Annotated in this window: 14 protein-coding genes and 2 tRNA genes; 5 read left to right on the top strand and 11 right to left on the bottom strand. The window is 64.1% G+C overall.

What is annotated here, in order from left to right:
- The first annotated feature begins 221 nt into the window (after window positions 1-221).
- On the top strand, window positions 222-2,291 hold the full coding sequence (locus CIK75_RS16630; RefSeq protein ID WP_096224396.1) for a TPM domain-containing protein: 2,070 nt from the start codon (window positions 222-224) through the stop codon (window positions 2,289-2,291).
- Between the two features lie 88 nt (window positions 2,292-2,379).
- A complete protein-coding gene (locus tag CIK75_RS12605; RefSeq protein ID WP_096224445.1) occupies window positions 2,380-3,114 on the top strand; it encodes a PspA/IM30 family protein in 735 nt (244 codons plus the stop codon).
- Window positions 3,115-3,240: 126 nt separating this feature from the next.
- Here the strand turns inward: CIK75_RS12605 and CIK75_RS12600 are convergent.
- From CIK75_RS12600 to CIK75_RS12575, 6 genes are all read right to left on the bottom strand, one after another.
- A tRNA-Met gene (locus CIK75_RS12600) sits at window positions 3,241-3,314 on the bottom strand.
- A 58-nt stretch (window positions 3,315-3,372) separates the two neighbouring features.
- Window positions 3,373-4,509 carry an acyl-CoA dehydrogenase family protein gene (locus CIK75_RS12595; RefSeq protein ID WP_086999691.1) on the bottom strand — a complete coding sequence of 379 codons (1,137 nt, stop codon included), beginning with the start codon at window positions 4,507-4,509 and terminating at the stop codon, window positions 3,373-3,375.
- 63 nt (window positions 4,510-4,572) lie between these two features.
- Complete coding sequence (locus CIK75_RS12590) at window positions 4,573-5,454, bottom strand: cytochrome b/b6 domain-containing protein (protein ID WP_241895446.1); 882 nt, start codon at window positions 5,452-5,454, stop codon at window positions 4,573-4,575.
- Window positions 5,455-5,654: 200 nt separating this feature from the next.
- Window positions 5,655-5,728: transfer RNA gene (locus CIK75_RS12585), tRNA-Met, on the bottom strand.
- Window positions 5,729-5,875: 147 nt separating this feature from the next.
- Window positions 5,876-8,824 (bottom strand): UPF0182 family protein, encoded by a 2,949-nt coding sequence (locus CIK75_RS12580; RefSeq protein ID WP_241895445.1) that lies wholly within the window; start codon window positions 8,822-8,824, stop codon window positions 5,876-5,878.
- 241 nt (window positions 8,825-9,065) lie between these two features.
- Window positions 9,066-10,184 (bottom strand): S16 family serine protease, encoded by a 1,119-nt coding sequence (locus CIK75_RS12575; protein ID WP_241895431.1) that lies wholly within the window; start codon window positions 10,182-10,184, stop codon window positions 9,066-9,068.
- Window positions 10,185-10,342: 158 nt separating this feature from the next.
- Between CIK75_RS12575 and CIK75_RS12570 the strand changes: the two genes are divergently transcribed.
- Window positions 10,343-11,842: a zinc-dependent metalloprotease gene (locus CIK75_RS12570; RefSeq protein ID WP_086999685.1), complete on the top strand. Its 1,500-nt coding sequence runs from the start codon at window positions 10,343-10,345 to the stop codon at window positions 11,840-11,842.
- 98 nt (window positions 11,843-11,940) lie between these two features.
- On the opposite strand, the gene CIK75_RS12565 is transcribed toward CIK75_RS12570, so the two are convergent.
- Entirely contained in the window at window positions 11,941-12,549 is a 609-nt protein-coding gene (locus CIK75_RS12565) for a M48 family metallopeptidase (protein WP_087000044.1), read from the bottom strand.
- 220 nt (window positions 12,550-12,769) lie between these two features.
- Here CIK75_RS12565 and CIK75_RS12560 point away from each other — a divergent pair, with 220 nt between their 5' ends.
- Window positions 12,770-13,705 (top strand): ThiF family adenylyltransferase, encoded by a 936-nt coding sequence (locus CIK75_RS12560; protein WP_206745479.1) that lies wholly within the window; start codon window positions 12,770-12,772, stop codon window positions 13,703-13,705.
- A gap of 9 nt (window positions 13,706-13,714) precedes the next feature.
- Here the strand turns inward: CIK75_RS12560 and CIK75_RS12555 are convergent, their stop codons facing one another.
- Together CIK75_RS12555 and nudC are read right to left on the bottom strand one after the other, a co-directional pair.
- Window positions 13,715-15,835, bottom strand: a complete 2,121-nt coding sequence (locus CIK75_RS12555) for an ATP-dependent DNA helicase UvrD2 (protein ID WP_086999681.1) — start codon at window positions 15,833-15,835, stop codon at window positions 13,715-13,717.
- A gap of 4 nt (window positions 15,836-15,839) precedes the next feature.
- Window positions 15,840-16,790: an NAD(+) diphosphatase gene (gene nudC, locus CIK75_RS12550; protein ID WP_096224393.1), complete on the bottom strand. Its 951-nt coding sequence runs from the start codon at window positions 16,788-16,790 to the stop codon at window positions 15,840-15,842.
- Window positions 16,791-16,999: 209 nt separating this feature from the next.
- On the opposite strand from nudC, the gene CIK75_RS16675 reads away from it, so the two are divergent.
- On the top strand, window positions 17,000-18,487 hold the full coding sequence (locus CIK75_RS16675) for a phosphotransferase (protein ID WP_096224442.1): 1,488 nt from the start codon (window positions 17,000-17,002) through the stop codon (window positions 18,485-18,487).
- 3 nt (window positions 18,488-18,490) lie between these two features.
- Here CIK75_RS16675 and CIK75_RS12540 read toward each other — a convergent pair whose 3' ends face one another.
- Entirely contained in the window at window positions 18,491-21,922 is a 3,432-nt protein-coding gene (locus tag CIK75_RS12540) for an ATP-dependent DNA helicase (protein WP_096224392.1), read from the bottom strand.
- Window positions 21,919-25,152 (bottom strand): ATP-dependent DNA helicase, encoded by a 3,234-nt coding sequence (locus CIK75_RS12535; RefSeq protein WP_241895430.1) that lies wholly within the window; start codon window positions 25,150-25,152, stop codon window positions 21,919-21,921. Before CIK75_RS12535 ends, CIK75_RS12540 begins: the two co-directional genes overlap by 4 nt.
- Window positions 25,153-25,160: the final 8 nt, after the last annotated feature.

Below are 25,160 nucleotides of genomic sequence, written 5' to 3'. Positions count from 1 at the left end.
GACAACGTGCGCTGTGTCCAGGTGAAGCTTTACCTGAGCGGTACCTGTGAGAACACGGACGGGTTCCCGTGAGCCTTCCATCGCCGCCGCGTCCCTGTGGACGGTCCCAAATCATACCAATAGACTCAAAGGCGACGGTCGAAGGTCATCGTTCACCGGGAGCAACCTTCCGGCACGCCCCAAGGTACTGGCCGGCCGTCACCGACGTCGAAGGGTGATCCATGCGATCCATTTCCAGACGCGTTCCGGCGGCCGCCGGATTTGCGCTGTTGTCCATCCTGTTTTTAGCAGGCCCAGCGTCCGCCGAACCACCGGTGACGATCCCGCCGGGCCAATACGTGGTGGACGAAGCAGGAGTGCTGGGCTCGGAAGCTGGCCGTGTGGACGAAGCAGTCACCCAGCTGCAGGACAGCGAGGGACTGAACCTTTATGTCATCTATGTCGACAAGTTCACCGACCCCTCCGATATGGACGGCTGGGTCCAAGCTGTGGCCGAGAAGAAGGGCATGGGCACCACGGACAGCGTCCTGGCCATTGCCACCGGCGACAGGCAGCTGCGTTTGAAATCCAATGACAGCGGCAAGATCGCGGCTCACGATGCCGATATCGTGACCGACTACATCACCCCTGAGTTGCGCTCAAGTACTCTCACCGCCGATGACTGGGCATCTGCTGCCGAAAACGCCGTCACCGGCATTGAAGCCGCGGCCTCAGGTGAACTCGGCAACACGTCAGGGAGCGGGCAGCCCGCCTCATCCGGCAGCTCGGCCGCGCCATGGATCATCGGTGGAGTCATCGTGATCGGCGGCGGAACCCTCTGGATCCTGGGACGACGGAAGAAGTCCGGTCCACCATCCAACAGGCCTCTCCCCCGTCCGGCCGGAGCGGGCCCCGAGGACCCCTTGGCCTCACTGAGCGTCGAAGAGCTCCGGCAGCAGGCTGGCCCACTGCTCATCGCCGCTGATGACGCGATCCGTTCCAGTGAGCAGGAATTGAATTTCGCGATGGCAGAATTCGGTGAGGAAGCCATCAAGCCGTTCTCCGCGGATCTAGCCAAGGCCAAAGAGCATTTGGGTGAGTCCTTTAAGCTGCAGCAGCAACTCGACGATTCAATCCCCGATTCCGAAGCCGATCAGCGCAAGTGGTTGGGACAAATTATCCGTCGGTGTCAGGCAGTCAACGATTCCCTCGAGGAACACCGTGAGGACTTCGCCTCCCTGCGGGAGCTCGAACGCAATCTCCCGAAGGCGTCGGCTGCCTTGCAGAGTCAGCTGGCAGGATTGCGGATGGAGCTCGAAACAGCGAAGTCCTCGTTGACTGGCCTAGCGGAGCGGTACGAGGATTCGGCGTTGGTCCAGGTCAGGGACAATGTCGAACAAGCCGACGAACGTATTGATTTCATCGAGGACTCCCTGAAGACCGCTGCCGATGCCTCCGGGGACTCCTCGGACGCCGAAGCAGCCGTGGCAATCCGTGCCGGGGAGGAAGCCGTGGACCAGACCCGTGTCCTCATCGCAGCCATCGGCAAGACGGCCACCGTACTGGGCCAGACCAGCGCTGACGTAGATTCACAACTGGCCGAAGCACACCAGGACCTGACTCAGGCCGAATCGCTCGCTGCCGCAGGGCAGCACCCTGAGCTGGCTGCCCCCACCGCCGTTTTGCACGATGCGGTCGGTCGGATTGAGCAGGCTCGCCAAAACAGCCGGGTCGATCCTGGCGCTTTGCTCTCTCAGCTGGCCCGAGCCCGTGAAGGACTGGACGCCCCGCTGGGCGCTATACGGGACCGTCGGCAACAAGCCCAACGGGCGCTGGCCTCGTTGCAGTCGGCACTGCAGACAGCACGCGGAAAGATCGACGGCACCGACGATTTCATCCGTGCCCGCCGGGGAGGCGTCGGCTCCACGGCCAGGACCCGGCTGGCAGAGGCCCAGCGCTATCTCGATGAGGCCCTCCAGTTGGCCGAGCAGGATCCCGTCAAGGCGCTACAAAGCGCCCAGCAAGCCTCCTCGCTTGCAGATCAGGCGGCTCGCCAGGCAGAGTCCGACGTCGATGGTTTCGGCGGCGGTTTCGGTGGCGGGCGCGGTGGTTACGGTCGCGGCAACGGCATGGGCGGGGCCATTCTCGGTGGCATCCTCATCGATTCGATCCTCCGCGGCGGAGGCGGTGGCCGCGGTGGCGGCGGCGGCATGTTCGGAGGCGGCGGATTCGGCGGCTTCGGCGGCGGAGGCGGTGGGGGCGGTTTCGGAGGAGGCGGCTTCGGCGGCGGAGGCGGCGGAGGTAACTTCTGAGCCGACGCGAGAATATCCGACAGGATTCCGGCGGTTCGACCGCCGGTTGTAGGACCAGACCAGTTAAACCCCAGTGGAAGGTGACATCGTGATCAAGCAGTCAATCTTTGGGCGCATGGCCCAACTGGCCAAGGCCAATATCAATTCCATGATCGATTCGGCCGAGGACCCGCAGAAGATGCTGGACCAGATGGTGCGTGACTACACCAACAACATTGCCGAGGCGGAGACGGCTGTGGCCCAGACCATCGGCAACCTCCGTATGCTCCAGCAAGATCATCAGGAGGACCAGGAGAATGCCCGCGACTGGGGCAATAAGGCTCTGGCTGCCTCGCGGAAGGCCGATGAGTTCCGGGCTGCCGGCAAGGACGAGAATGCGAAGAAGTTCGACAATTTGGCCAAGGTCGCGATCCAGCGTCAGATGCAGTCCGAGGACGAAGCAAAATCTGTCGAGCCGACCATCGCTTCGCAGGAAGAGATCGTCGAGAAGCTCAAAAGTGGCCTGAATGCGATGAATACCAAACGTCAGGAATTGGTTGCCAAACGCGATTCGCTCGTCGCCCGGGCGAAGTCCACGCAGGCCCAATCGCAGGTCCAGGATGCCCTGAAGAGCATCGACATCATGGACCCCAACAGCGAGGTCTCGCGCTTCGAGGAAAAGGTCAGGCGCGAGGAAGCCCGCGTCCAGGGGGCCGCCGAGCTTTCCGCTTCCAGCCTCGACGCACAGTTCGAATCCCTGGAGGATCTCGGCGAGCAGACCGAGGTGGAGGCACGGTTGGCTGCCTTGAAGGCCGGTGGCAGCTCCTCGCCCGAGTTGAACTAGGCGCGAGAGGAGGTCAGCAGTAACTGCCGACCCAGGTGGTGGTCCGTGGCCGGTCGGTCACGGACCACCACCAACAAGAAAAGAACCCCGATCCAGTGTGTTGCTGGATCGGGGTTCTTCTTTTTGTTGCGGGGGCAAGATTTGAACTTGCGACCTCCGGGTTATGAGCCCGGCGAGCTACCGAACTGCTCCACCCCGCGCTGCGAGATATGACTCTACACGAAAATGGAGACCACCCAAAATCGGGTGCCGGAGGACCTATTTTTCCGCGATCATCCGACCGATAATCAGACGCATTATCTCGTTGCTCCCCTCAAGGATCTGATGAACGCGCAAGTCACGAGCGATTTTCTCCAGGCCGTATTCACTCAGGTAGCCGTATCCACCATGGAGTTGAATGGCGGCGTTCGCAGTTTCGAAACCGGCATCCGTGGCAACACGCTTGGCCATCGCACAGAGTTTCAGCGCATCGTCGGCGCCAGCGTCCAATGCCGCGGCTGCACGCCACAGCAAGGTCCTGGCGGTGAAGATCTTCGTTTCCATATCGGCCAGCTCAAACAGCAGTGCTTGCTGTTTGATCAGCGGTCCGCCGAACGCCTGCCGTTCCTTCAGGTATGCGGCCGACTTCTCCAGCGCCGCCTGTCCCCCGCCCAGAGAGCACGCACCGATATTGAGCCGGCCTCCGTTGAGGCCCTTCATCGCGATGCCGAACCCGTCGCCTTCCTCTCCCAGCCTGTTGCCCACCGGAACCCTGACATTATTAAAAATGACTTGGCGAGTCGGTTGAGCATTCCAGCCCATCTTCTTCTCCAGCGCGCCGAACCCCAGCCCCTCGGTTTCGGCGGGAACAACGATCGCTGAGATCCCCCGGCTCCCGGTATCAGCGGTGCGGGCCATCACCAGATAGTACGTCGCAGCCCCGGCGCCGGAGATGAACTGCTTGACCCCGTTGAGGACATATTCATCCCCGTCGCGGACGGCGCTGGTCCGCAAGGCAGCGGCGTCCGATCCTGCGCCGGGTTCGGTCAAGCAGTAGCTGCCGAGTTCTTCCATCGTCGCCATGCCGGGGATCCACGCGGCCCGTTGTTCGGCAGTTCCGAACTGATCGATCATCCACGCCACCATATTGTGAATGGAGATGTAGGCGGAGATGGTCGGGCAGGCGCGGGCCAGTTCTTCGAAGATCAGTACGGCATCGCTACGGGTGAGCCCCGATCCGCCGTACTCCTCATCGGCATAGATGGCGCCCATGCCCAGGTCCCCAGCTTGTCGCAGGACGTCGACGGGAAAGTGGTGTTCCTGGTCCCAGGTATCGGCGTACGGTGCGATCTGTTCGGTCGCGAAGTCGCGCACCATTTCGACCATTGCCTGCTGCTCATCATTGAGCTCGAACATGATTATCCTTTCGGCCAGTAGGCCAGATGGAGTCGTCCGGCGCTACCGGCGCCGGTCGGGTGGTCAGCGGCTTACCTTGCCCATCAGTGAGGCAATCGGGCCGATGAAGATCGGTCGCGCCAGTAGCGCTGCGCCGATCATAACGACAAGTGAAATGGCGAAGAAAATGAATCCGAGCCAGCCTCCGTCGTCACGTGCAGCGAACATATGGTTCAGGTTGCGCAGTGCCCCGGTGCTCAACACCAGGGTCACGTGCACGACGACGAACAGCACGAAGTAGAGCATGACCGGGAAGTGCAGCGCCCGGGCCGCTTCGATCGGATAGAGGCGATTGAGTTTCTTCGCCTGCGTCGGCCAGATGGACGACATCCGCAGACCGGTGATGATGGCCAACGGAGCAGCGACGAAGACCGTCAGGAAGTAGGTCAACAGTTGCAGGCTGTTGTAGTTCACCCACCCGTCGTCCAACGGCCAGTTCAGTGAAACGTATTGCAGGCCGGCCGAGAGGGCATTGGGGATGATATCCCAGCTCGTGGGGACGATGCGCCTCCACTGGCCGGTCGCAAAGAGCAACACGATGAAGATGATGCCATTGAGGATCCACAACACGTCCAGGCTCAGGTGCATCCAGAGGTCCAGACTGATGCGCTTGGGAGCCTTCTTGGTCTTGATCAGCCCCTTGTTATTCCGCACCCAATGGGCTGCGGGCCGTTGAGTGGTCCGAACCCTCCATCCGGTCAAGACCAACAAGACGATGAAGAAGGCGTTGAGGAAATGCTGCCACCCCAGCCAGGCCGGCAGCCCCACGGGTGCCACAGCCGGCAGCGGAACCTGCCCCGGGTAGTCGGTCATGAAGTCAGAAACCGGTCCGGTGCCGGTCAACCACCTGGCCCCCAAGACGATCAGCGCCAAGACAACGACGGCCCCCCCGGCATAGATACCGATGCGCCCCCATCGGTTTCGGGTCACGGCAGAAGGTGTGCGGGCTTCCTGATTCACCAATTAATCCTCTCGGCGCGGTTTGCTGGACTCGATGATACTAGGTCTTGCAACTATTTAGTAGGAGGTCAAAGCATTTTGGTGGGTTTTAGGACACACAAAAAAGGTCCCGGTCGATGTTTCCATCGACCGGGACCTTTAGTCCGTTGCGGGGGCAAGATTTGAACTTGCGACCTCCGGGTTATGAGCCCGGCGAGCTACCGAACTGCTCCACCCCGCGGCGTGCTTTAAGCATCCCATCTTCGGCCCCTAAACCTCAAATCGAAAGGCGGTGGTGTCACGTAGATCACTACGCGACACCACCGCCTTCGGTGAGGTCGGCTATCAGTGGCCGAACTTTCGGTTCAGCAATACCCGGCTAAACCGACTAGCCTTTCGACTCGTCAGCCGGTGCCGACTCATCCTGGCCCGGAATCGGGTTGTCCGAGGACTTATCCTTTTCGGACTTGACCGGCTCGCCCGAGATCTTGCCTTCGAGTTCAAGGGCCTTGTCCAGGGCATCGTTGAGCTTCTTCTGCTCATTGCCGTACTTGGCGAAGTCGCCGTCGCCCAGGGCGTTCTGACCGGCCTTGATGGCCGCGCTGGCGTCCGCCAACGCTTCCTTCAGCTGCTGCTGCTCGCTGGCCGGTGCCGATTCGCCGCCCTTTCCGTCTTCATCGTCCGGCGACTTGCTGCCGTCACCCTCACTTGTCTCGGCCCCTGAGGAGCCATCGAAGAGCTGGTCAAGAGCCTCAGACAAGGTATCGGCGTAGCCGACCTTATCGCCGAAGGAAACGAGCACCTTACGTAGCGTCGGGTATGAGGTCTCACCGGTGGACTGGACGTAGACCGGCTGCACGTACAGCACGCCACCACCGACAGGCAGCGAGAGCAGGTTGCCGTTGATGACCTTCGAGGCACCGGAGCGCAGCAGGTTCAGCTGGGTCGAGACCGTGGTGTTGGAGTCGAAGTTCTGCTGTGCCTGGCCCGGGCCGGGAACAACGGTGGAACGCGGCAACTCCAGCAGCCGCAGTGTCCCGTAGCCATCGGATTTCTTCCCTGCCTTGCTCCCGGCATCTGCCTCGGCCGCGAGGAACCCGTACAGTACGTTGCGCTGTTGGCCGCCTTCGCTGGTCTTGGGGATGAACGTGCCCGTCAGGGAGAAGGTCTCCTTCTTCTGATCCGGCATGCGCAGCGACAGGTAGTACGGCGGCTGCGGAACCGGGGTATCCGGACTGGTCGGGTCGTTGGGGACCGACCAGGCATCGTTGGATTCGTAGAAGTCATCCGGGTCGGTCACGTGGTAATTGCCCAGGAGCGTCCGCTGCACCTTGAACAGGTCCTCCGGGTACCTCACATGGCTCATCAGGTCACCGGAGATCTCCGAAATCGGCTTCACCGTAGACGGGAAGACCTTCTGCCAGGCCTTCAGCAGCGGCTCGTCGGGATCCCAGGCATACAGGTCGACCGTGCCGTCGTAAGCATCAACGGTGGCCTTGACCGAGTTACGGATGTAGTTCACCTTCCCGGACAGCGCGGCAGTGCGGTTTTCGCCGGTCAGCGAATCCCGGACGGCCGTGTCGAGCTGCTGTTCGGTGGAGTAAGGGAACGAACTATTGGTGGTGTAGGCGTCAACGATCCATTTCACGCGACCATCCACGATGGCCGGGTACGCGTTGGAGTCAGTGGTCAGGTACGGAGCGACCTTCTGCACGCGATCCTTCGGAGCACGGTCGTAGAGGATCTGTGACTCTTCGTTGATGGCATCCGAGAGCAACAGGTCGGTTGAACTGAACTTCAACGAGTAGACGAGACGGTTGAAGAAGTTACCGACGATGGGACCGCCATCACCTTCAAACGTGGTCTTGGCATCTCCCTCTCCTGACTTATCCGAGGGGTGGTCCAGTTCGCGGGGATCCCAGTCCTCGGGCCCCCCGACCACCGAGTACTCCGGGGAGTACTCGCCGAAGTAGATCCGTGGCTCATACGTGGAGTCATTGCCAAGCACCCCTGAAGTGGGGATGCCTTCGAGCATGAAGTCGGGACGTCCACCGGCGGCGACCTTGGCACCGTAGGCCGCCACGGCACCGTAGCCGTGGGTATACGTCACGTGCTGGTTGACCCAGCTATCGCTGGGATCCACATCAAGCTCGCGGACAGCGATGACGGTGTCTTCCGTCTTTCCGTCCACTTGGTAGCGGTCGACATTCAAGGTGGGCGCAAATTTGTAGTACGTACGGAACTGTTGGAGCTGAGCAAAGGAATCGGAGACCAGGTCCGGGTCCAACAAACGAATGTTGGTGGTGGTGGCCTTGTCCTTTGACAGCGCATTCTTGGCCGTGTCGATGGTCGCCTTATAGGGCGTCGCTTGGACAGCGTCCAGGCCGTAGGCCTTGCGGGTCATCTCGATGTTCTTCTTGATGTAAGGCTGTTCGAGGGTCTTCTCGGAGGGAACGACCTGGAATTGCTGAACCAGCATCGGGTACACACCACCGGCAACCAATGCGGTCACCACGAGCATCGCCGTACCAATCAACGGCAGCTTCCACCGCCCCATGATGGCCCCGACCACGAACAGCACGGCCACCAGGACAGCGGCGACGACGAGAATCGTCTTGGTCGGAATGACGGCATGCACATCGGTGTAGAGGGCACCGGCGACGCGTCCACCCTGATTCTCCAAGGTGGCGTACCGGTCAAGCCAGAAGTTGGCTCCTTGGAGCAAGAGGAACAAGGCCGCGGCGATACTCACATGCAGCCGAGCCGGACGGGAGATGGTCACCCCGCCGCGCTCCTGGATGCGAATGCCGCCGTAGAGGTAGTGGGTCAGCAAGCCGGCAATTCCGGCGATCAGCACAACACTGATCAAGAAGCCGACCAGTAGCCCGTAGAAGGGCAGCGAGTTCATGTAGAACGAGAGGTCCCGGTTGAACTGCGGGTCCACCTCCCCGTACGGGACCTGGTTGATATATAGGAGCACGGTCTGCCACTGCGAGGCGAGCGCCGTCGCTGCAAAGGCACCGATGACCAGCGGGATCCCCCACATCAGGAGTCGGCGGATCGGTTCCAGCTGCGCCTGATAGCGCGAGATATTGTCTTGCATCTGCATATCCGGGGCGTAGACCGGACGCGTCTTGAAAGCGACCTGCAGGCTGGCCCTGATGGCTGCGGCCATGATCAGGAAGGCGACGATGAAAATGGCCACCTTCGTGAGCAGTTCGGTCCAGAAGACCTGCCCATATCCTGTCTGGTTATACCAGAGGACATCCGCATAAATATTCGCGAAGAAGATGAATGCGGCCACCAAAATCCCGATGGCCACGATGGTGGGCACCAGCGGGGATGGCTTTTTATTGGTGGGCGCGGGGCGCTGTTGGCCACCGCCTTCGTCATCGCCGGAACCCTGGGGTCGTCGGCCGAACGGGTTGTCAGGACCAAAACTCACTTATTGAACCTCATCGTTGGTACGAGCTACCGCGCACCCACAGTAGGCAGGAGCACACTCTGCCATTCTGCCTTGAGTCAGGTGAAGTCGCTAACCCCCGTGCGGTGTTGCGTGGGTTTCACAGCAGAATCATTCATGATCCACAGCCAGCTAGAGTTTTCGGGTCCGTCCCCGAGGCCACCTGTTCAACAGCCTGGCGGGCCTGTTCAAGGGTCGCGACCTTGATCACGGTCAGTCCCTCGGGGACGCGCCCGACTACATCGTCACAGTTATCCGCCGGGGCCAGAAAATAGTCGGCGCCTCCACGCCGGGCGCCCACGAGCTTCTGGGCGATACCGCCGATGGGACCAACTTTCCCGTCGGCGTCGATGGTTCCTGTTCCTGCAATGTTTTTACCTCCGGTGAGGTCCCCGGGGGTCAGCGTGTCGATGATTCCCAGAGCAAACATCATGCCGGCACTCGGACCACCGACATCTGACAGCGTGAACTTCACGTCGAACGGAAAGGTATACCGGGTTCCGAGATAGACGCCGAGCTGATGCTTACCTTCTTTGGAGAGCGTGGTTTTTGCGGTGATCTGCTTTTCCTGACCCGCGCGTTCGAGTTTCATCCGCGGTTTCCCGTCGGTGCTCTCCTGCAGTGCAGACCGGAGCATCTCCACATCGCTAATGGGTTTCCCGTCGATCTGCCGCAGAACGTCGTCGGTCTGCAGCAGACCTTTATTCGTGTCGTTCGCCAGCCCGGCGACGGTGAGTTCCTGCTGGTAGTCGATACCCAGGTCTCCCAAAGCCGCAGCGACTGAACTTTGCTGAGAATCGTCCATTTCGGCGGCGTTCGTATCACTGATCTGCTCGCTCGTGGCGGTGCGCGGATACATGGCCTCTTCCGGGTAGACGTCCTCATGCGGGTCCGCCCACGCCTGAAGCACCCTAAAGAACGAGATCTTGCCCTGGGCCCCTCCCAAGACGAAGACGGTCGTCATGTCCAGGGAGCCCCGGGTTGGGTAGGTCTTATGGCCGGTCACTTCGATGAGTTGTTTTCCGCTGTCCTTGCCCAACGTGTTGATGGCAGGACCTGGCGCCTCCACCACATACGGCGTGGGCAGAGCCAGCGCGACAAACGCGAGCACGACGGCGATACACGTCGCCGTGATCAGCCTCCGCTGGGTCCGGCGCGGGCGAAGGGACGACGATTCGTTGTCAGAGGCCGGCTCGTGGGCGGGGCGCTCCTGGGGGTCCTGCGGCTGGGTCACCGTGGTTGTCTTTCCTTCCGGCTTTTCGCCGACCCGCAGGCCGGTGCGCATTAGATCTCCCCTAGGGTACAAGCTGAGTCCTTGTTTCCGCTGTGCCGACAGCGAACCTCCCGTTTCATCCCTCGTGGCCTTCCCCGGTGCGGGGGTACCGTGGATGCATGGCTGAGAACCCCCCGAACAACCGCCCCGACGGCTCCGACGACCCGGACGATTCCGGAAGCAACGACCCATTCTCGGAGATGCTCTCCAACCTTTTCGGTGGTCAACTCCCCCCAGGTATGGACCCCGCAGACCTGCAAAAGCAGTTCGGCGCCATGGGCATGCCCTCGGATCCGGCCGCCATGCAGGCCATGATGGCCCAGATGCAGGCCATGATGGGCGCCATGTCTTCCGGGGATGGAAGCCCCGTGAACTGGAAATTAGCTCAAGACACCGCCCGCCAGGCGGCCTCCGGGGACGACCCCAGCGTGACCACTGCACGCGCCGCGGCCATCACCGAGGCAGGGCGGCTCGCCGACTTATGGCTTGACCAGGCCACCACCTTCGAGTCCTCCGCCTCGGGCTTCTCCTCCTACTCACGGGCCCAATGGGTCGAGAAGACGCTGCCGCGGTGGAAGAAGCTCACCGAGCCGGTAGCGATCAGCGTTTCGCAGGCCATCAGCACCGCCATGCGCGACCAGGTACCTGAAGAAATGAAATCCATGCTCGGCTCCGCCCAAGGCATGTTCCAGAATCTCGGCGGCGCCATGTTCGGCATGCAGCTCGGGACCGCCGTCGGCGGTCTCGCCAAGGACGTGCTCGGATCCACCGATATCGGCATTCCGCTGACCACGGATGCACCAGCTCTGGTCCCCGCCAACGTTGCGGCCTTCGGCGAGGGGCTAGACATCCCCGAACAAGAGGTCATGCTCTTTGCCGCGCTCCGCGAATCCGCCCATGCCCGCCTCTTCCAGCGGGTCCCGTGGTTGCAGGCCCATGTACTGGGCGCCATCGAAGATTATGCCCGCGGCATCCATATCGATATGTCCCGGATCGAGGAAGCCCTCCGCGACATCGACCCCTCAAATCCCGAATCCATCCAAGGTGCCGTCACCGAGGGGCTCTTCATGCCCCAACGCACCGGTGCCCAGGAAACGGCGCTGGCCAAGCTCGAAACGGCGCTGGCACTGATCGAGGGCTGGGTCGATGAGGTCGTGGCCGAAGCGGCCGCCAACCTTCCTTCGGCAGCCGCATTACGTGAAACGGTGAGGCGCCGCCGGGCGACTGGTGGACCAGCCGAGCAGGCTTTTGCCTCCCTGGTTGGTCTCGAGTTGCGCCCCCGCCGGCTCCGCGATGCCGCCAAGCTGTGGTCGATCCTCAAGGAGGAACGCGGTCTGGAAGGCCGGGACGCCGTTTGGCAACATCCGGATCTGATGCCGGCCGCCGAGGACCTCGATGACCCCGAGGGCTTCTCTTCACGTCGAGCCCTCGCCGAGGCCTCCGAAGGTGAAATGGACGAGGCGCTGAACCGTCTGCTCGATGGCGGATATGACGAACCAGACGAGGACGTCACGTCCACCGATGAGAATGCCCCCGCCGATGGAGAGTCCGACGACGGAAAGCAAGATCCCTCCGATGACGGCGCTGATCCCGACGAGGGCCCCGACGCGCCTCGCTGAGTTTCCTCCCTTCCTCCACTACCACTCCCCCGGGCTCGCGGTCCGCGGCAGAGGCAGACTTAAACGGCCGGTGACACCTGCGGGTGCCACCGGCCGTTTTAGTCGGTCCAGCCATCGGCCGGGTCCTCGTCCCACCACCCGGTATCTTCCGACCCCTGCCCCATGCCGAAACTGACGCCCGAAAGGTAGGCCTTGGCCTCGGCCTTGCGCTCAAATCGGTCTTCAAGGGCCTTGAACTGAGGGCCATGGCCGTCCTCGGCGATCAGATGGGCCAGTTCGTGGACAAGAATGTAGTCCTGAACCCAGGAGGGCATCTGCTGCAACCGATGATTCAGCCGAATCGCCCCTGACCCGGTCGAGGTGGATCCCCATCTGGTCCTCTGGTTTCTCACCCATTTCACCGACAACGGTTCCGCCCGTGAATCGAAGTACTTCCGATTCAGCCGGAGGGCTCGTTGCATCAGTTCCGAGTCAGCGTTTTCGCCATACCGTCCCAGAGCCTTGGCCCGACGAGCCAAGATATCGGGGACCATCCGGTCGACCCATTCGTTTTCCTGACGCAGGCTCATGGTCGCCGGTACGGAAATCACCGCGGCCCCGTCCTTCCAGACGCCAGAGACCGTCCGGCGTCGTCGCACCGAGCGCAGCACACGCACATTCACCCCATCGTCGGTGACGAGTTCGCGTTCGGAAGGTCGCTGGACCATGGTGGTTCCTCTTTCCTCGTCGTCGTACATCACGAAGGGCACTCGCCCACCGGAAGCTGTGGAAACCCGGATTCCAGCTCATCGGACCTGTCAGGATATCCCCACCGGAACCCTTCCGGAGGAATCGCTGGAGGCAAAGATGCACATCATTCCCGGACTTCAGATCGTCAGCTTAACCGAGACATCGCTACGCATTGGACCCCCCGGCAGCGGCCTGTGGATGGACGGGTTGACCGCTGCCGACCAGAAGTACATCCAGTGGCTCGCCACCGAAGAAGGGACCACCCTCGCGGCCCCACCGCCAGATTCAGCCAGCGCCGATCCTGGTCCGCGTCGACGCCGAGAACTCTTCGGGTTGCTGGCACCGGTTTTGGAGGACTCCTCTCGGCTGCCCGGCGCCCTGGGGGCGAGCCTGGTCCCCGACGTCAACGCCTATTCGGTGGCCTACACCTCATCTGCCGGCCCGCTGATCCGCAACCGCTCCCGTTCTTCCGTGAGAATCCATGGGCTAGGGCGTTGCGGTCAGATGATCGCCTCCCTGCTCGCAGCCAGCGGAATCGGCGCCCTGTACCTGAACGATCAGCATCCGGTCCATGCCGGAGATGTCGGTACCGGCCCGCTACGGATGGCTGATCTGGGCAAATCCCGGACGGTGGCCCTGGCCCACCGGCTGGGTCAGCAATGGCCGCGTACGCGCCTCTCCGGGTGGACGCCCGGCCCCGACGCCTCCGGGGTCGGAGCCCAACTGACCGTCGTCACCGCTTGCGATGCCCTGTCCGAAGCGTGGGCCGCCCGCCTGGCGGGAAGCCGCATGCCTCACCTACCGGTGGTGTTCGGGCCTGCCTGGGCGCGCGTCGGCCCGCTGGTCCTCCCGGGCCTGACGACCTGCCTGGATTGTGCTCAACCGCCTCCAGGTGCCCCGAGAGAAGGCCCCCGCGCCGTGGGCACACCCCGGCCGGACAGCTCGACCGCCGAGCTGGCTCTCTCCTGTGCAGCTGCCGGGCTGGCCACCCTACAAATCTTGATGCTGCTCGACGGTATCAACGTGCCCTCCACCGCCGATGCCGTGCTGATGATCGACTTGGCGACCGGTGGTGTGCGGCGGGTCCCGGTCCAGCCGCGATCGGACTGCACGTGCATGGTTCCCGCCGCCTGACGGGTTCGCTCAGGCCGGGGCCGTGCCGGCGCCCAGGATGTCCAGGACGTCCTGCCCGTAGCGTTCCAGCTTGGCCGAACCGACGCCGGAGACTTTCGACAAGGCCGAAGGGTCTCCCGGCATGGCTTCGGCAATGGCCATCAGTGTTGCGTCGGTAAAGACAACGAACGCCGGCACTTCTGCCTCCTTGGAGGTTTTCAGCCTCCATTCACGCAAAGCCTCATAGACGGCTTCGTCATAGCTTGAGGGGCAGTCGAGGCAACGACCGAGTTTACGTTCGGCGGGACTGCCCAGCAGGGTTCCACACACCCGGCAGGTTGGCGGGGTGGCGGCCTTGCGCCGTTTGGAACTGCCGCCCGCGGGCCGGGCCGTGGTCCGCGAGGACGAGGCCGGACGCAATCCGTCCAGGAAGCGTGAGGGCCGCCGGCTGGCGCGGCCACCCGGCGTCCGCGCCGTGGACCAGGTCAGCGACAAATGCTTTCGGGCCCGGGTGATCCCCACATAGAGCAACCGGCGTTCCTCGTCGTAGTCTCCCTGGTCCTCGGCGAAGGAGATGGGCATCAGACCTTCACTGAGCCCGACCAGGAACACTGCGTCCCATTCCAGCCCCTTAGCCGAGTGCAAAGAAGCCAGGGTGACGCCTTGGACCGTCGGTGCATGTTGGGTGGACGCCCGCTCGTCGAGTTCGGCCACGAATTCCAGCAACGTGAACGGTGTTTCCCGGTCGGCCCGTGCTGCGGAGAGTTCGTCGGCGAGCGCCACGAGGGCCGAGAGGGATTCCCAACGTTCACGCACCGCCCCTCCACTGGTGGGGGCTTGCGCAGAGTAGCCCAAGGAGGCGAGGACATCGCGGCACAGCTGCGGGACGGCGTCGTCCGCCGGCTGACGGGAGGCAGCCCGCAGGGCCAGGACTGCGTCACGGACTTCGCGGCGTTGGAAGAAGCGTTCCCCACCGCGCAACTGGTAGCCGATTCCCGCGCCCGAGAGGGCCTGCTCGAAGGCCTCGGATTGTCCATTCGTCCGGAAGAGCACAGCGATCTGTGCCGGTTCCACCCCCTCCTGGATCAGTGTGCCGATGCTTCGGGCCACATGGGCGGCCTCCGCCTCGTCATCGCTGCATTCGGTGAAGTCGGGTTCCGGCCCCGGATCACGCTGGGCGAGCAGCTCGAGGGGTGCAGCCCACTGCACGTCGCGACCGGCGACACCCTGTTCGAGGCGGCGCGAAGCGAGGAGGTTGTTGGCCAGGCTCACGACCTGGGGGGTGGAGCGGTAATCGCGGATCAGGCGGACCACGGGGGCTTGCGGATATTCGAGGGTGAAGTCGAGCAGATGGGCCGGGGTGGCGCCGGTGAATGAGTAGATGGTCTGGCTGGCGTCTCCGACCACACAGAGTTCGTCACGTCCGCCGAGCCAGAGTTTGAGCAGCCGCTGTTGCAGCGGGGAGACGTCCTGGTACTCATCGACGACGAAATGCCGGTATTGCTCGCGTACCGATGCAGCCACCCGAGGGTCCTCGTCCAGGATGCCCACGGTCAACAGCAGCACGTCCTCGAAGTCGATCACGTGGCGATCGGATTTCACGTCCTCATAGGACTGGAAGAGCCGGGCCACGGTCCGGGGGTCCAGCCCGGCCGCTTCGGCTCGGCCCGAGGCCGCCGCAACATACCCCTCAGGGGTGTGCATCGAGACTTTGGCCCATTCGATTTCGGCTGCCATATCCCGGATGGAGGCCCGGTCGGTGGAGATCCGCAGTCGGCGGGCTGCCTCGGCGACGAGTTGGGCTTTGTGCCCCACAATCGAGGGCAGCTGTCCGCCGATGGCCTGCGGCCAAAAGTACTGTAGTTGGCGCAAGGCCGCCGCGTGGAACGTGCGTGCCTGGACGCCACCGGCCTCCAGATCACGCAGCCGGGTGCGCATTTCACTGGCAGCCCGGGACGTGAAGGTCACGGCCAGAACCTGGTTGGGTTTATACACGGAGGTGTGCACACCGTAGGCGATGCGGTGGGTGATGGCGCGGGTCTTGCCCGTTCCGGCACCGGCCAGGACACAGAGAGGCCCGTTGAGCGTGGTGGCCACGGTCCGCTGCTCCTCGTCGAGGCCAGCGAGGATCCGCTCTTCCAAGGTGGGCATGCGTTTAGTTCTCCATCCGGCGCGGTTCGGGCAACGGCCCACCGTACCAATGTTCGATGAGGGCGCTGGAGATCGAAACTCCCGAGGGGACGCCGATCGTGCCGTCGGTGACTTCTCGGGCCAATTCCTCCCGGGTGAACCAGCGCAGATCAATGATCTCTTCGCCGTCGGGGGCTACCTGGGGGGTTTCCGCTTTCGCCGTAAAGCCGAGCATGAGCGAACACGGGAACGGCCAAGGTTGCGACCCCGCGTAACGGATGGAATGAACCCTCACGTCGGCCTCCTCCCCGATCTCGCGTTCGACCGCTTCCTCCAGGGACTCCCCCGGCTCCACAAAACCAGCCAGAGTCGAGTACCGCCGCCCACCCCATTGGGCGTTGGCACCGAGGAGCAGCCGGTCCTCGGCATCGGTAATGGCCACGATCACCGCAGGATCGGTGCGCGGAAAGTGTTGAGACCCATCCTTCGGGCACACCCTGACCCACCCGCTGTGCACGACGTCGGTCTGCGTTCCACACCGCGGGCAATGCGTGTGGCTGGCATGCCAGTTGGCAATGGCGACCGCCTCGACGAATAAACCGGCGTCCCGGGCGCCCAGCCCGGCTGCGACGTCGCGCAGTCCCAGCCAGTCGCCCTCCGCGAGCCCCTTCTCAGGTGCTGTGGCGAGGTCGGCCAGCACGATCTCACGTTCGCCCGAACGTCCCAGATACACCAAGCGGCAGTCAGCCGGCAGCCCATCGGTCCCGACGAGGGCCAACTCACCGTCACGGACAGGAGTACGCCCCTTCACCAGCAGCAGGACCCGGGTTTCGACGTCGTCCAGCAGGGAAGCAAGCCATCCCTCGTCCTGTCGACGCTCGCATCCCCGGTCCACCTCGGTCCGGGCCAAGGGCAGGCGACCCAGGAGCGGGAGATCAGTAGCGGCAGCGGCAACGGGATCCGGGGAAGAAGTCATGCTCCTACCGTACTGAGGTTGACCCCCGGCCCGCATATCCGCAGGTCACCCCTGTGGACGTCCTGCTCCCTCCGGGAGTCGAACGGAGGGCACGCCGAACCCTGCGCCTGCACATTGGTTGTGTATTACCTGTGCACTGCCCGTCATTCGGGCGACTCGCCGCCCGGGAGGCGTGGCCGCAAGGCACTTCGCGGCATACGGTTGTGTACGTGAAACGATCTCCCATGGAACTGGCCGCCATCGCGACCGCAGCGGTGCCCGGGTTGACCCCTGCTCGCGTCGCCGGCATCCCGGATGATCCCGATGATTTTGATTCCGCGTTGATCATCGACGCACAAAAGAACCGCTGGAGAGTGCGTTCTCCTCGGCACGAGGAATCCAGCATGCGGCTGGAAACCGAGCTGACAGCGCTGCGGTCCTTCACTCCCGGCATTCGCGCATCCCTGCCCTTCCGGCTGCCCTCCGTGGCCGGGACCGTTCGTCAGGGCAGCCTGCGTACCTTCGTCTACAACCACCTCCCCGGGCAGGTGATGGACCTCGACGAACTGGTGGCCGCCGGTGGTTCCACTGCGGCCGATATCGGTCGCATCATCGCCGCCATCCATGCGCTGCCCGAGGAACTGGTCGATCGAGCCGACCTGCCCGTCTATACGGCCGACGAATTCCGCCAGCGGAAACTCAACGAGCTGGATCAGGCGGCCATGACGGGCCGTATTCCTCCGCGTCTGCTGCGTCGTTGGGAGCATGCCTTGGAGGATGTGGCCCTGTGGCGGTTCAACCCCCGCGTGGTGCATGGTGATCTTCATGAGGAGAACCTGCTGATCGAACATGGCAAGGTGGCAGCGGTCATTGGGTGGACCGATGTCCGTATCGGTGACCCGGCCGACGATTTCGCTTGGCTCGCTGCCGCCCACGAGCAGTCCTTCACCGACACGGTGATCGAGGCTTATACCGCTGCACGCGGAGAGTTGGCCGACCCGCATATCATGCGCCGTGCCGCCCTGGCCGCGGAATTCGCACTGGCCCAGTGGCTTTCGCGCGGCCTGGCGACCAACGACGCCGAACGCATTGCCGAAGGCGAGCAGATGCTCCGCGACCTCGACGAGGACATCTCCGAGTACGGGGGCCAGCCGATCAGCATCGTGGAACCTCCCCGCATGGATATCCATGGCCAGCCGGTCCCCACGGACGACGAAACCCCAGCGGCGACCGATGCGTCGGAAGTTGCAGAGCCCGGCCACGACGAAAATCCTGGAGATCATTCGCAAACAGCCTCCGAAGAGCGTGTCGCGGATGCTCCTCCCCACCCGGTAGTGCCGCCGAAGCCACAGGTCGCCCCCGTATCGCCGGGGAGGCCGACCGGCGACGAAGACGCCGACGACGCCGCGACCGCGGACGGCGAGGCATCGTCCACCACGGACGCCATGGACCCCGAGGATTCCGACACCGTACCCGGTGCTGATCCCCACGAAGCAGCAGAGAATGAGGGTTCAGCGACAGCCGATGATGAGGAACCGGCTTTCCTGCGCGACAGTGACTTCGACGATGAGCAATCATCCGGGACCGACGGCTCAGCCGCCGGGGCGGAGGACGGGTCGCCGTCGGGCTCCTTGGCCTCCGGCCCCGAGACCGATGCGATGCCGATGATCGTCATCGAGCCCTTGGACGAGTCAGGGCCTTCCGGGGAGTCGAAGTAATTCTCAGTTCGAGTCTGGTCCGGCCATGGAGGTCGTGATCAGTTCTTCGAGCTCGTCGGCATCGGCCAACCTTGCGGGCCGGATCGTCCGCCCCTGGCCGACATAGTAGAACGCCGCCTCGACATCTTCCAAGGGCAGATCATGCAGTCGAGACCACCCCAAACGGTAGACCGCCAGCTGGAGGGACTTGACCTCCAGCTCCCTTCCGGTGGGCACTCGCCCGGTCTTCCAATCCACCAGCGTCCACACGGTTCGCCCGTCGGCGTTGGTGTCCTTGAACACCGCGTCGATCCGCCCGCGGACGCTCACCGGTCCGACCCGGGTCTCCAACGGGACCTCAACGAAGGCCGGCTGTCGGGATGCCCATTCGGAGGCCAGGAATTCGGCCTTCATGTCCTCCAGCCCGTACATGTCCTCCACATAGGAATCGGCTGCCCCCGGGAACTCCCCCAAATCAAGCATCCCGGTGGAGCCGTAATGCTCCTCGACCCAGGCGTGGAAAGCGGTGCCCTTTCGAGCGGCAACGCCGGGACGCCGCGGGACCGGTCGGCGCAATTGGCCCAAGACCTGTCCGGCATCGGTGGCCAGATCCACGAAAAGCGAGGCACGGACGTGTTCGGGGACCGCCGCGGCCTCCCGCGATGCCTCACGTTCTCGACGTGCTGCCAACAACAACGAGGCTTCGTGGTTCCATGCCTGGCCGACGTCGGTGGTCACCGGGGCTTCGTCGTCATGCCCGATCCCGCCCCGGAGTTCGAGCTGTTCAAGGACTCGCGCCGCTGCTGCCTCGAGCGGCCCGCGTCGGCCCGGTGATTTAGCTTGGGTCACCCCGGCCCGGAACACCTCGGGGCCTTCGAGCGGGTCGTAGGGCCAGCTGGATTCGAGTGGTTCCTCCCGGAAGGGGTTTGCCTCGGGCGCCTGGTCGTCCTCGCACCAGTCGATCCTGGTAGCTCGCGGGGTCGGCCCCTGGGCCAAGGGGAGCAGTTCGTTCAGGAACACCGAGGGTTGGGTCGGTTTGGACCGCGATCCGGTCCACACCGTGGCCGAGCACAACAGCAGATCCTTCGCCCGGGTCAGGGCGACATAGGCCAATCGTCGTTCCTCGTTTTCCCCGTGCGCTAGAACGTCATCGCGAAAGGTCCCCTCGGCGGCGACGGCCTCGAAGAGGCTGGGCTGATCGGTATCCCACTGGGGCAGGTCGTTTCGGTCTCCCCGCAGTGGCCAGGGCAGGGAGCCGTCTTCCTTGGTCCAGCGGGAATCCGTCGACGAGGGGAAGATCCCCTCGTTCATCCCCGGTATCGCCACGACATCCCATTCCAGGCCCTTGGAAGCGTGGATGGTCAACAGTTGAACGGCTTCGCTGCTGGCTTCCTGCTGGACGATCTCCAGCCCGCCTTCCTTGGCCGCCGCGGCATCCAGCCAGACCAGGAATCCAGCCAGATCGGCACCGAGGTCGGTATCGGAGTATCCGGCGGCGACGTCGGCAAAAGCGTCAAGGTGCCGCCGGGCCGTGTGGATGCCGACTCCGGGTTTCGCTGCGACTTCGATGTCGAGCAACAACGTGCGTTCAACCTCGTGGAGCAGGGTCGGCAAATCGTCGTCGGCGAAGCTGCGCAAATAGCGGATCTCTGCTTGGAGCGCGTACAGGCGATTCAAAGCGGTGGTGGTCAGCGTCCTGCCGGCCGAAGACGTCCACTCGGGTGGGGGCAGCCGGTCCAGTGCTTCGATGAGGCTGGCCTCCTCTGCCAGCTCGCTGCGTGCCTCGGTCTGGCTGTCCACCGCGGCGCTGTCTGCGGTGACGGTATCAATCTCACGGGCCTGGCGGATGGCTGCTTCACGACGTCGGGCCAGGAACCGGGACCAGTCAGCGAAGGCCATCAGATCAGCCGGGCCCAGCCTCCACCGCGCACCGGCCAGCAACCGCAACAGGGCATCGGAGCGCAGCGGGTCGACCAGGACGCGGAGGGTCGACACGAGGTCGACGACCTCTGGCATGGCCAGCAACCCGCCCAACCCGACAATCTCGTAGGGGATATTGCGGTGGGCCAAGGCCTCGGCGATGCCCGCGAGTGCGGCGCGGGTTCGGCAGAGTACCGCCATGGTCGGATGCCGCCCCTGGGCGGAGGTGAAGGCCCCGCGTTCGGTCAGCAGCCTGTTGGCGAGGGCTGCCGCTTCGTCGGCGCTGGTGGCGAAGCGGGCGAGTTCAACCCTGCCGGTTCCTGCGAAGGGACTGTGGACCAGAGCAGGGACGGCTATCGAAGGGGAGGCCCGGTTCGGGTCCTCGCGATTCAGGGGCGCCGAGACGGCATTGGCGGCTTCGAGAACATTGACCGAGTTGCGCCAGGCGGTGGTCAGGAACGCGACGGCCGAGGGAGTGAGCCCGCCGTCGGGTCCGGTGGCCGGGAACTCCTGGGGGAAACGGAAGAGTTGGCCGGCCGAGGCTCCCCGGAAACCGTAGATGGACTGGTTGGGGTCCCCGACCGCCGTCACCGCATGGCCCCCGGTGAACAGTTGTGAAAAGAGGACCATCTGGGCGTGGGAGGTGTCCTGGAATTCGTCAAGCAACACAACCTTGAACCGTTCACGTTCGATCTCCCCGGCAGTGGGCACGGTTCTGGCGATGCGGGCTGCCAGGGCCACCAGGTCTCCGTAATCGAGCACATTGCGCTCGGCCTTCGCCCGGGCGTAGCGCACGGCAAGGTCGGCCACCGTCGCCCGGGTCCTGAGCTTATCCACGAGCTTGAGCGCAGGTTGCGAGGGTTTGGCCTCCTTGCCCACCCGGTAGGGCAGCGCGGAAAGGTGTTCGACTTCGGCGAGTACATGCTCGCGGGCTTCGAGGGGGTCCACGAGGTGTTCGGCGCATTCGCCGGCGAACTGCACGACGGCGTCCACCAGCGTGGACTTAGCCACCCGCAGATGCTCGTATTCGCCGTCGTATTCCTGAACGACCTTCAAGGACAGCTGCCAGGCCTGGGCGCTACCGAGCAAGGTGGTGTCCGATTCGACGCCGATCCGCAAACCATGATCTTGCACCAGCGTGTTGGCATAGGAATGGTAGGTCGAGACCTCAGGTTCCAGCAGGGCGTCGTCTTCGCCCTCGGGAAGGATCCCGCTTTCGGCCAGGCGGACCAACTGCGCCCGGATGCGTTGCGCCAGCTCACCGGCAGCCTTGCGGGTGAAGGTGACCCCGAGGATCTGATCTGGTCTGACCTGACCGTTGGCTACGAGCCAGACCACCCGGTCGGCCATGGTGGCCGTTTTACCCGATCCGGCGCCGGCAATGACGAGCATGGGTGCCAGCTCTGAGGAAATGATGGCCGACTGCTCAGCGGTGGGCTGGTGCTGGCCCAGCAGATCGGCCAGCTCCTCCGGTGTGTAGCGGTGATCCACAACGGAGCTCTCCTCCGGATGTGCCGGTTCGTGCTCGTGGTTCATTCGGTCACCTGCCGTCCTTCAGCGCATAAGGGGCACACCGACGGCAACCGGCAGCCGCTGCCACTGCGACCTGCCTTCGAGGGATCATGCCGAGTGTGGAATTCGTTGCCGGCCATCAATCGGGCAGCGGTCAGCACCAGCGGTGTGGCCCAGTCCTCGTCGCCGACGGGTTCCTGGGCCTGCTCTCCGGGGCTCTTCGTCGTGGTACCCAATTGGACGAGCGCTGCGCCTCCGGGCTGCTGCGGCAGATCTGCTCCCAGTCCCCCCGCCAGCACGGCTGCCTGGTAGCTGCCCAGCTGGGGGTTGCGTTCGACGTCGGCCTTCGTCGGCGCCGATTTTCCGGTCTTAAGATCGATCACATACGCACGGCCCGCCGCGTCGACTTCCAGCCGGTCGATGACCCCGCGCAGTCTGACCGTGATGTCTGCATCGGCTATTTCGACGTCAAAGGCTTGTTCCCTGGCCAGAAGTGTGCGGTCGTGGCTACGCATGAGAATCGCGTATTGGGCCAATTTGCGCAGCATCGTTTCGGCGCGCTCATGGTCCTTGGCGGTTTCCCAGTTCGACGGCAGATCCAGGTCAGGCCACCGCCGATCCAGTTCCTCCAGATATTCGTTCCCGGTGGCTGCCGGCAGGTCCTCGGCGATGGCATGCACCAGGGTCCCCAGACTGCGGGCCAGATCCGTCGCGGGCTCCCCACCCGCCGCCTGGACGAACCAGTCAAGAGGCGATTCCAGGGCGGCTTGGACCCGCGAGGGTGAAACCCGAACCGGCTCCCCTTCGGGGTTCACCGGCCCGTCGGTACTGGCCGGCAAAAGCCCCCACCATTCGGCCGGGGCAGCTCCCCGCACGTGCTCGGGTTGATCTGCCAAACGTGCCAGCACGGCCGCCGCATCGACGGCCGTCTGTCCGGCTTCCGGCTCCGTGCTGCCGGCTTCAATGCGCTGACGCAGCAGGGCCACCAGGGAAGCCAACGTGCGTTCACGCGGCACCGCGGTGATCGGTCGCGGGGTCTCCTGGTCGGTCCAGGGCAGGACCATATCCAGGAACTGGGACGGTTGCTGTTCCTCGGAGGCAACCCCGATGCACACGAGGCGTTCACGGGCGCGGGAGATCGCACTGGCAAAGGTGCGTAGCTCATCGGCCCGGGTGGCCTTCAGCCGGGTGGCAGGGTCACGGTGGCGCAGGATCTCGGGGCCGTGTTCGATAACGTCGGCCAGTGCGCTGCTGCCCAGCAGTTCCCCGCGAAGGCGCGTATTGGGCCAGATCCCCTCCTGCATTCCTGGGACCAACACCAGATCCCATTCGTGGCCGACAGCACCGGCAGGAGTGGTCACCGCCACGGAGGCAGCATGGCCTCCGCGGGAGGCGAGCGTATCCATCGGCAATTCCTGGCTGAGCACATGATCGGCGAACTGGCTGACCGTCGCCCCGGGAAGCTGGTCCACGAAGCGTTCCGCCGCTTGGAACAAGGCCATCAGGGCATCGAGGTCATGATCGGCCCGTGCCCCCGCGGCGCCACCCTCCAGGGCTGCCTGACGCCAGCTGGTTTCCATGCCGGAGGCCGACCAGAGTGCCCACAAAGCGGTTTCGGCATTGGCCGTCGGCACGGCAAGTTCGGTGGATAGCGCGGTGAGCATACGTCCGAGACGTTCGGCGCCCCGTCCCTCCCGCCCCAGCCCGCCAAACGACCCAGAGTCGTTGAAGATGCCACGAAGCAGTTCGGTGCTGGAGCGACGTCCTCCGGCAACGCGTTCGCGGCGGCGCAGGACCTGCCGGAGTCTGCGGATATCCAAGGCCGTAGAGGCCCCGTAGCGCGAGGAGAGCAGGGCCTCGACGGCTCCTGCCTCCGGAAGGTGCGCCGCCGGTTCCTGGTCGTGCGCCTCGGTCCCCGCTCCCCCGGCAGGATCCGCCGGAGTATCCAAGGCCAGCCGCATGAGGGTCAGCAACGGGCGTACCGCCGGCTCATCACGCAGCGGCACCTCGGCCTGCGGGACGTCCACGGCAATACCCTGACCCGCCAGATGGCGGGATAGTTCGGCCACCAGTCCACCATTGCGAACGATGACGGCCATCGAGTCGAAGCCTCTTCCGCGCATCAGGTGCTCTTCCAAGAGCCGCTGGGTCACCAGCCGAAGCTCATGGATGGGAGATTCGACCAGATGCACTTCCACCGGTTCCGCCACGTCGTCGCCGGTCGGCGTCTGCGGGCGCTCCACGAGTCGGCGTCCCGAGTGGCCCGTGGTGACCGGGATGCGACCTGCCACCCGGGTCCAGGCCTCGGCAATCCTCGGGTTCATCCGCCACGAGGTCTCCAGCTCGAGGAGCGTTGCCGGGTTCCTGTCTGTTCCGTAATACTCTTCGAACCTGCCCAGCAGATCGGGGCGCGCACCTCGGAAACCCAAAACGGCGTTATCGGGGGCTGCGAAGGCCAGCAGGTCGCGGCCAGAGGCCAGCAGGCGCAGCAATCGGTGCTGGGCAGGGTTGGCTTCCTGGAGGTCATCGACGATGACCAAGGACAGCCGCCGGCATTCTTCCTCGAGGAGCTCCTCATGGTCCTCGAGTAGATCAGCGGCGGCAGTCATCAGCCCAGCGGGGTCGAAAGCTTCGCTGGAACCGAGATCGAGCAGGTCACGGTATTCCTGGTAGAGCGCCGCCGAGGCGGTCCATTCGGGCCGCAGGCAGCGCTCCCCCAGTTCCTCCAGGTCTCCTGCTTCCACCCCGTACTCGGCCAGCCGGTCGAAGAGCTCACGGATCTCCTTGCGGAATCCGCGGGTCCCGATGGCTTCCCCCAAAGAGTCCGGCCAGGCTGGTCCCGCGGTGATGCCGTCGGCATGCCCCGCCAGTAGCTGGGCGATCAGGGTGTCCTGTTCGGGGCCGGAGAGCAGCCGGGGCGGGCGCTCGACGGCGGGGAGGAAACCGAGCAGCCGGGCCCTGCGGATGAGATCGAAGGCGTAAGCCGCCCAGGTGCGTACGGCAGGTTCGGAAAAAGTCGTATCGGTCGACGCGGAGAGTCGATCACGTAGATCGGCTGCCGCTGTCCGGGACGGGGCGATGACCAGTAGTTGTTCGGGCCGGTGCCCGCCGGCGAGCCGATGCACGACGACGTCGAGCAACGCCGTGCTCTTCCCGGTCCCCGGTGCTCCCAGGACGAGCACCGGGCCGTGGCCGGGGCCCAGCTCACGAAGACGTGCCCCGGAGCTTCCTGCGGTGTCCGCAACGGTTTCCATGGATTCCA

Source organism: Glutamicibacter sp. BW78 (assembly GCF_002332245.1).
Lineage (GTDB): Bacteria > Actinomycetota > Actinomycetes > Actinomycetales > Micrococcaceae > Arthrobacter_H > Arthrobacter_H rhombi_A.
The sequence above is the reverse complement of the archived record's forward strand: the minus strand, read 5'-3'. Positions and strand labels throughout refer to the sequence as shown.

What these genes read in the sequence shown, in the direction of transcription:
- CIK75_RS16630 (WP_096224396.1), top strand. Translation starts at nt 222, where the DNA reads ATGCGATCCATTTCCAGACGCGTTCCGGCGGCCGCCGGATTTGCGCTG.
- CIK75_RS12595 (WP_086999691.1), bottom strand. Translation starts at nt 4,509, where the DNA reads ATGTTCGAGCTCAATGATGAGCAGCAGGCAATGGTCGAAATGGTGCGC.
- CIK75_RS12570 (WP_086999685.1), top strand. Translation starts at nt 10,343, where the DNA reads ATGGCTGAGAACCCCCCGAACAACCGCCCCGACGGCTCCGACGACCCG.
- CIK75_RS12565 (WP_087000044.1), bottom strand. Translation starts at nt 12,549, where the DNA reads ATGGTCCAGCGACCTTCCGAACGCGAACTCGTCACCGACGATGGGGTG.
- CIK75_RS12560 (WP_206745479.1), top strand. Translation starts at nt 12,770, where the DNA reads ATGGACGGGTTGACCGCTGCCGACCAGAAGTACATCCAGTGGCTCGCC.
- CIK75_RS12555 (WP_086999681.1), bottom strand. Translation starts at nt 15,835, where the DNA reads ATGCCCACCTTGGAAGAGCGGATCCTCGCTGGCCTCGACGAGGAGCAG.
- nudC (WP_096224393.1), bottom strand. Translation starts at nt 16,790, where the DNA reads ATGACTTCTTCCCCGGATCCCGTTGCCGCTGCCGCTACTGATCTCCCG.
- CIK75_RS12540 (WP_096224392.1), bottom strand. Translation starts at nt 21,922, where the DNA reads ATGAACCACGAGCACGAACCGGCACATCCGGAGGAGAGCTCCGTTGTG.
- CIK75_RS12535 (WP_241895430.1), bottom strand. Translation starts at nt 25,152, where the DNA reads ATGGAAACCGTTGCGGACACCGCAGGAAGCTCCGGGGCACGTCTTCGT.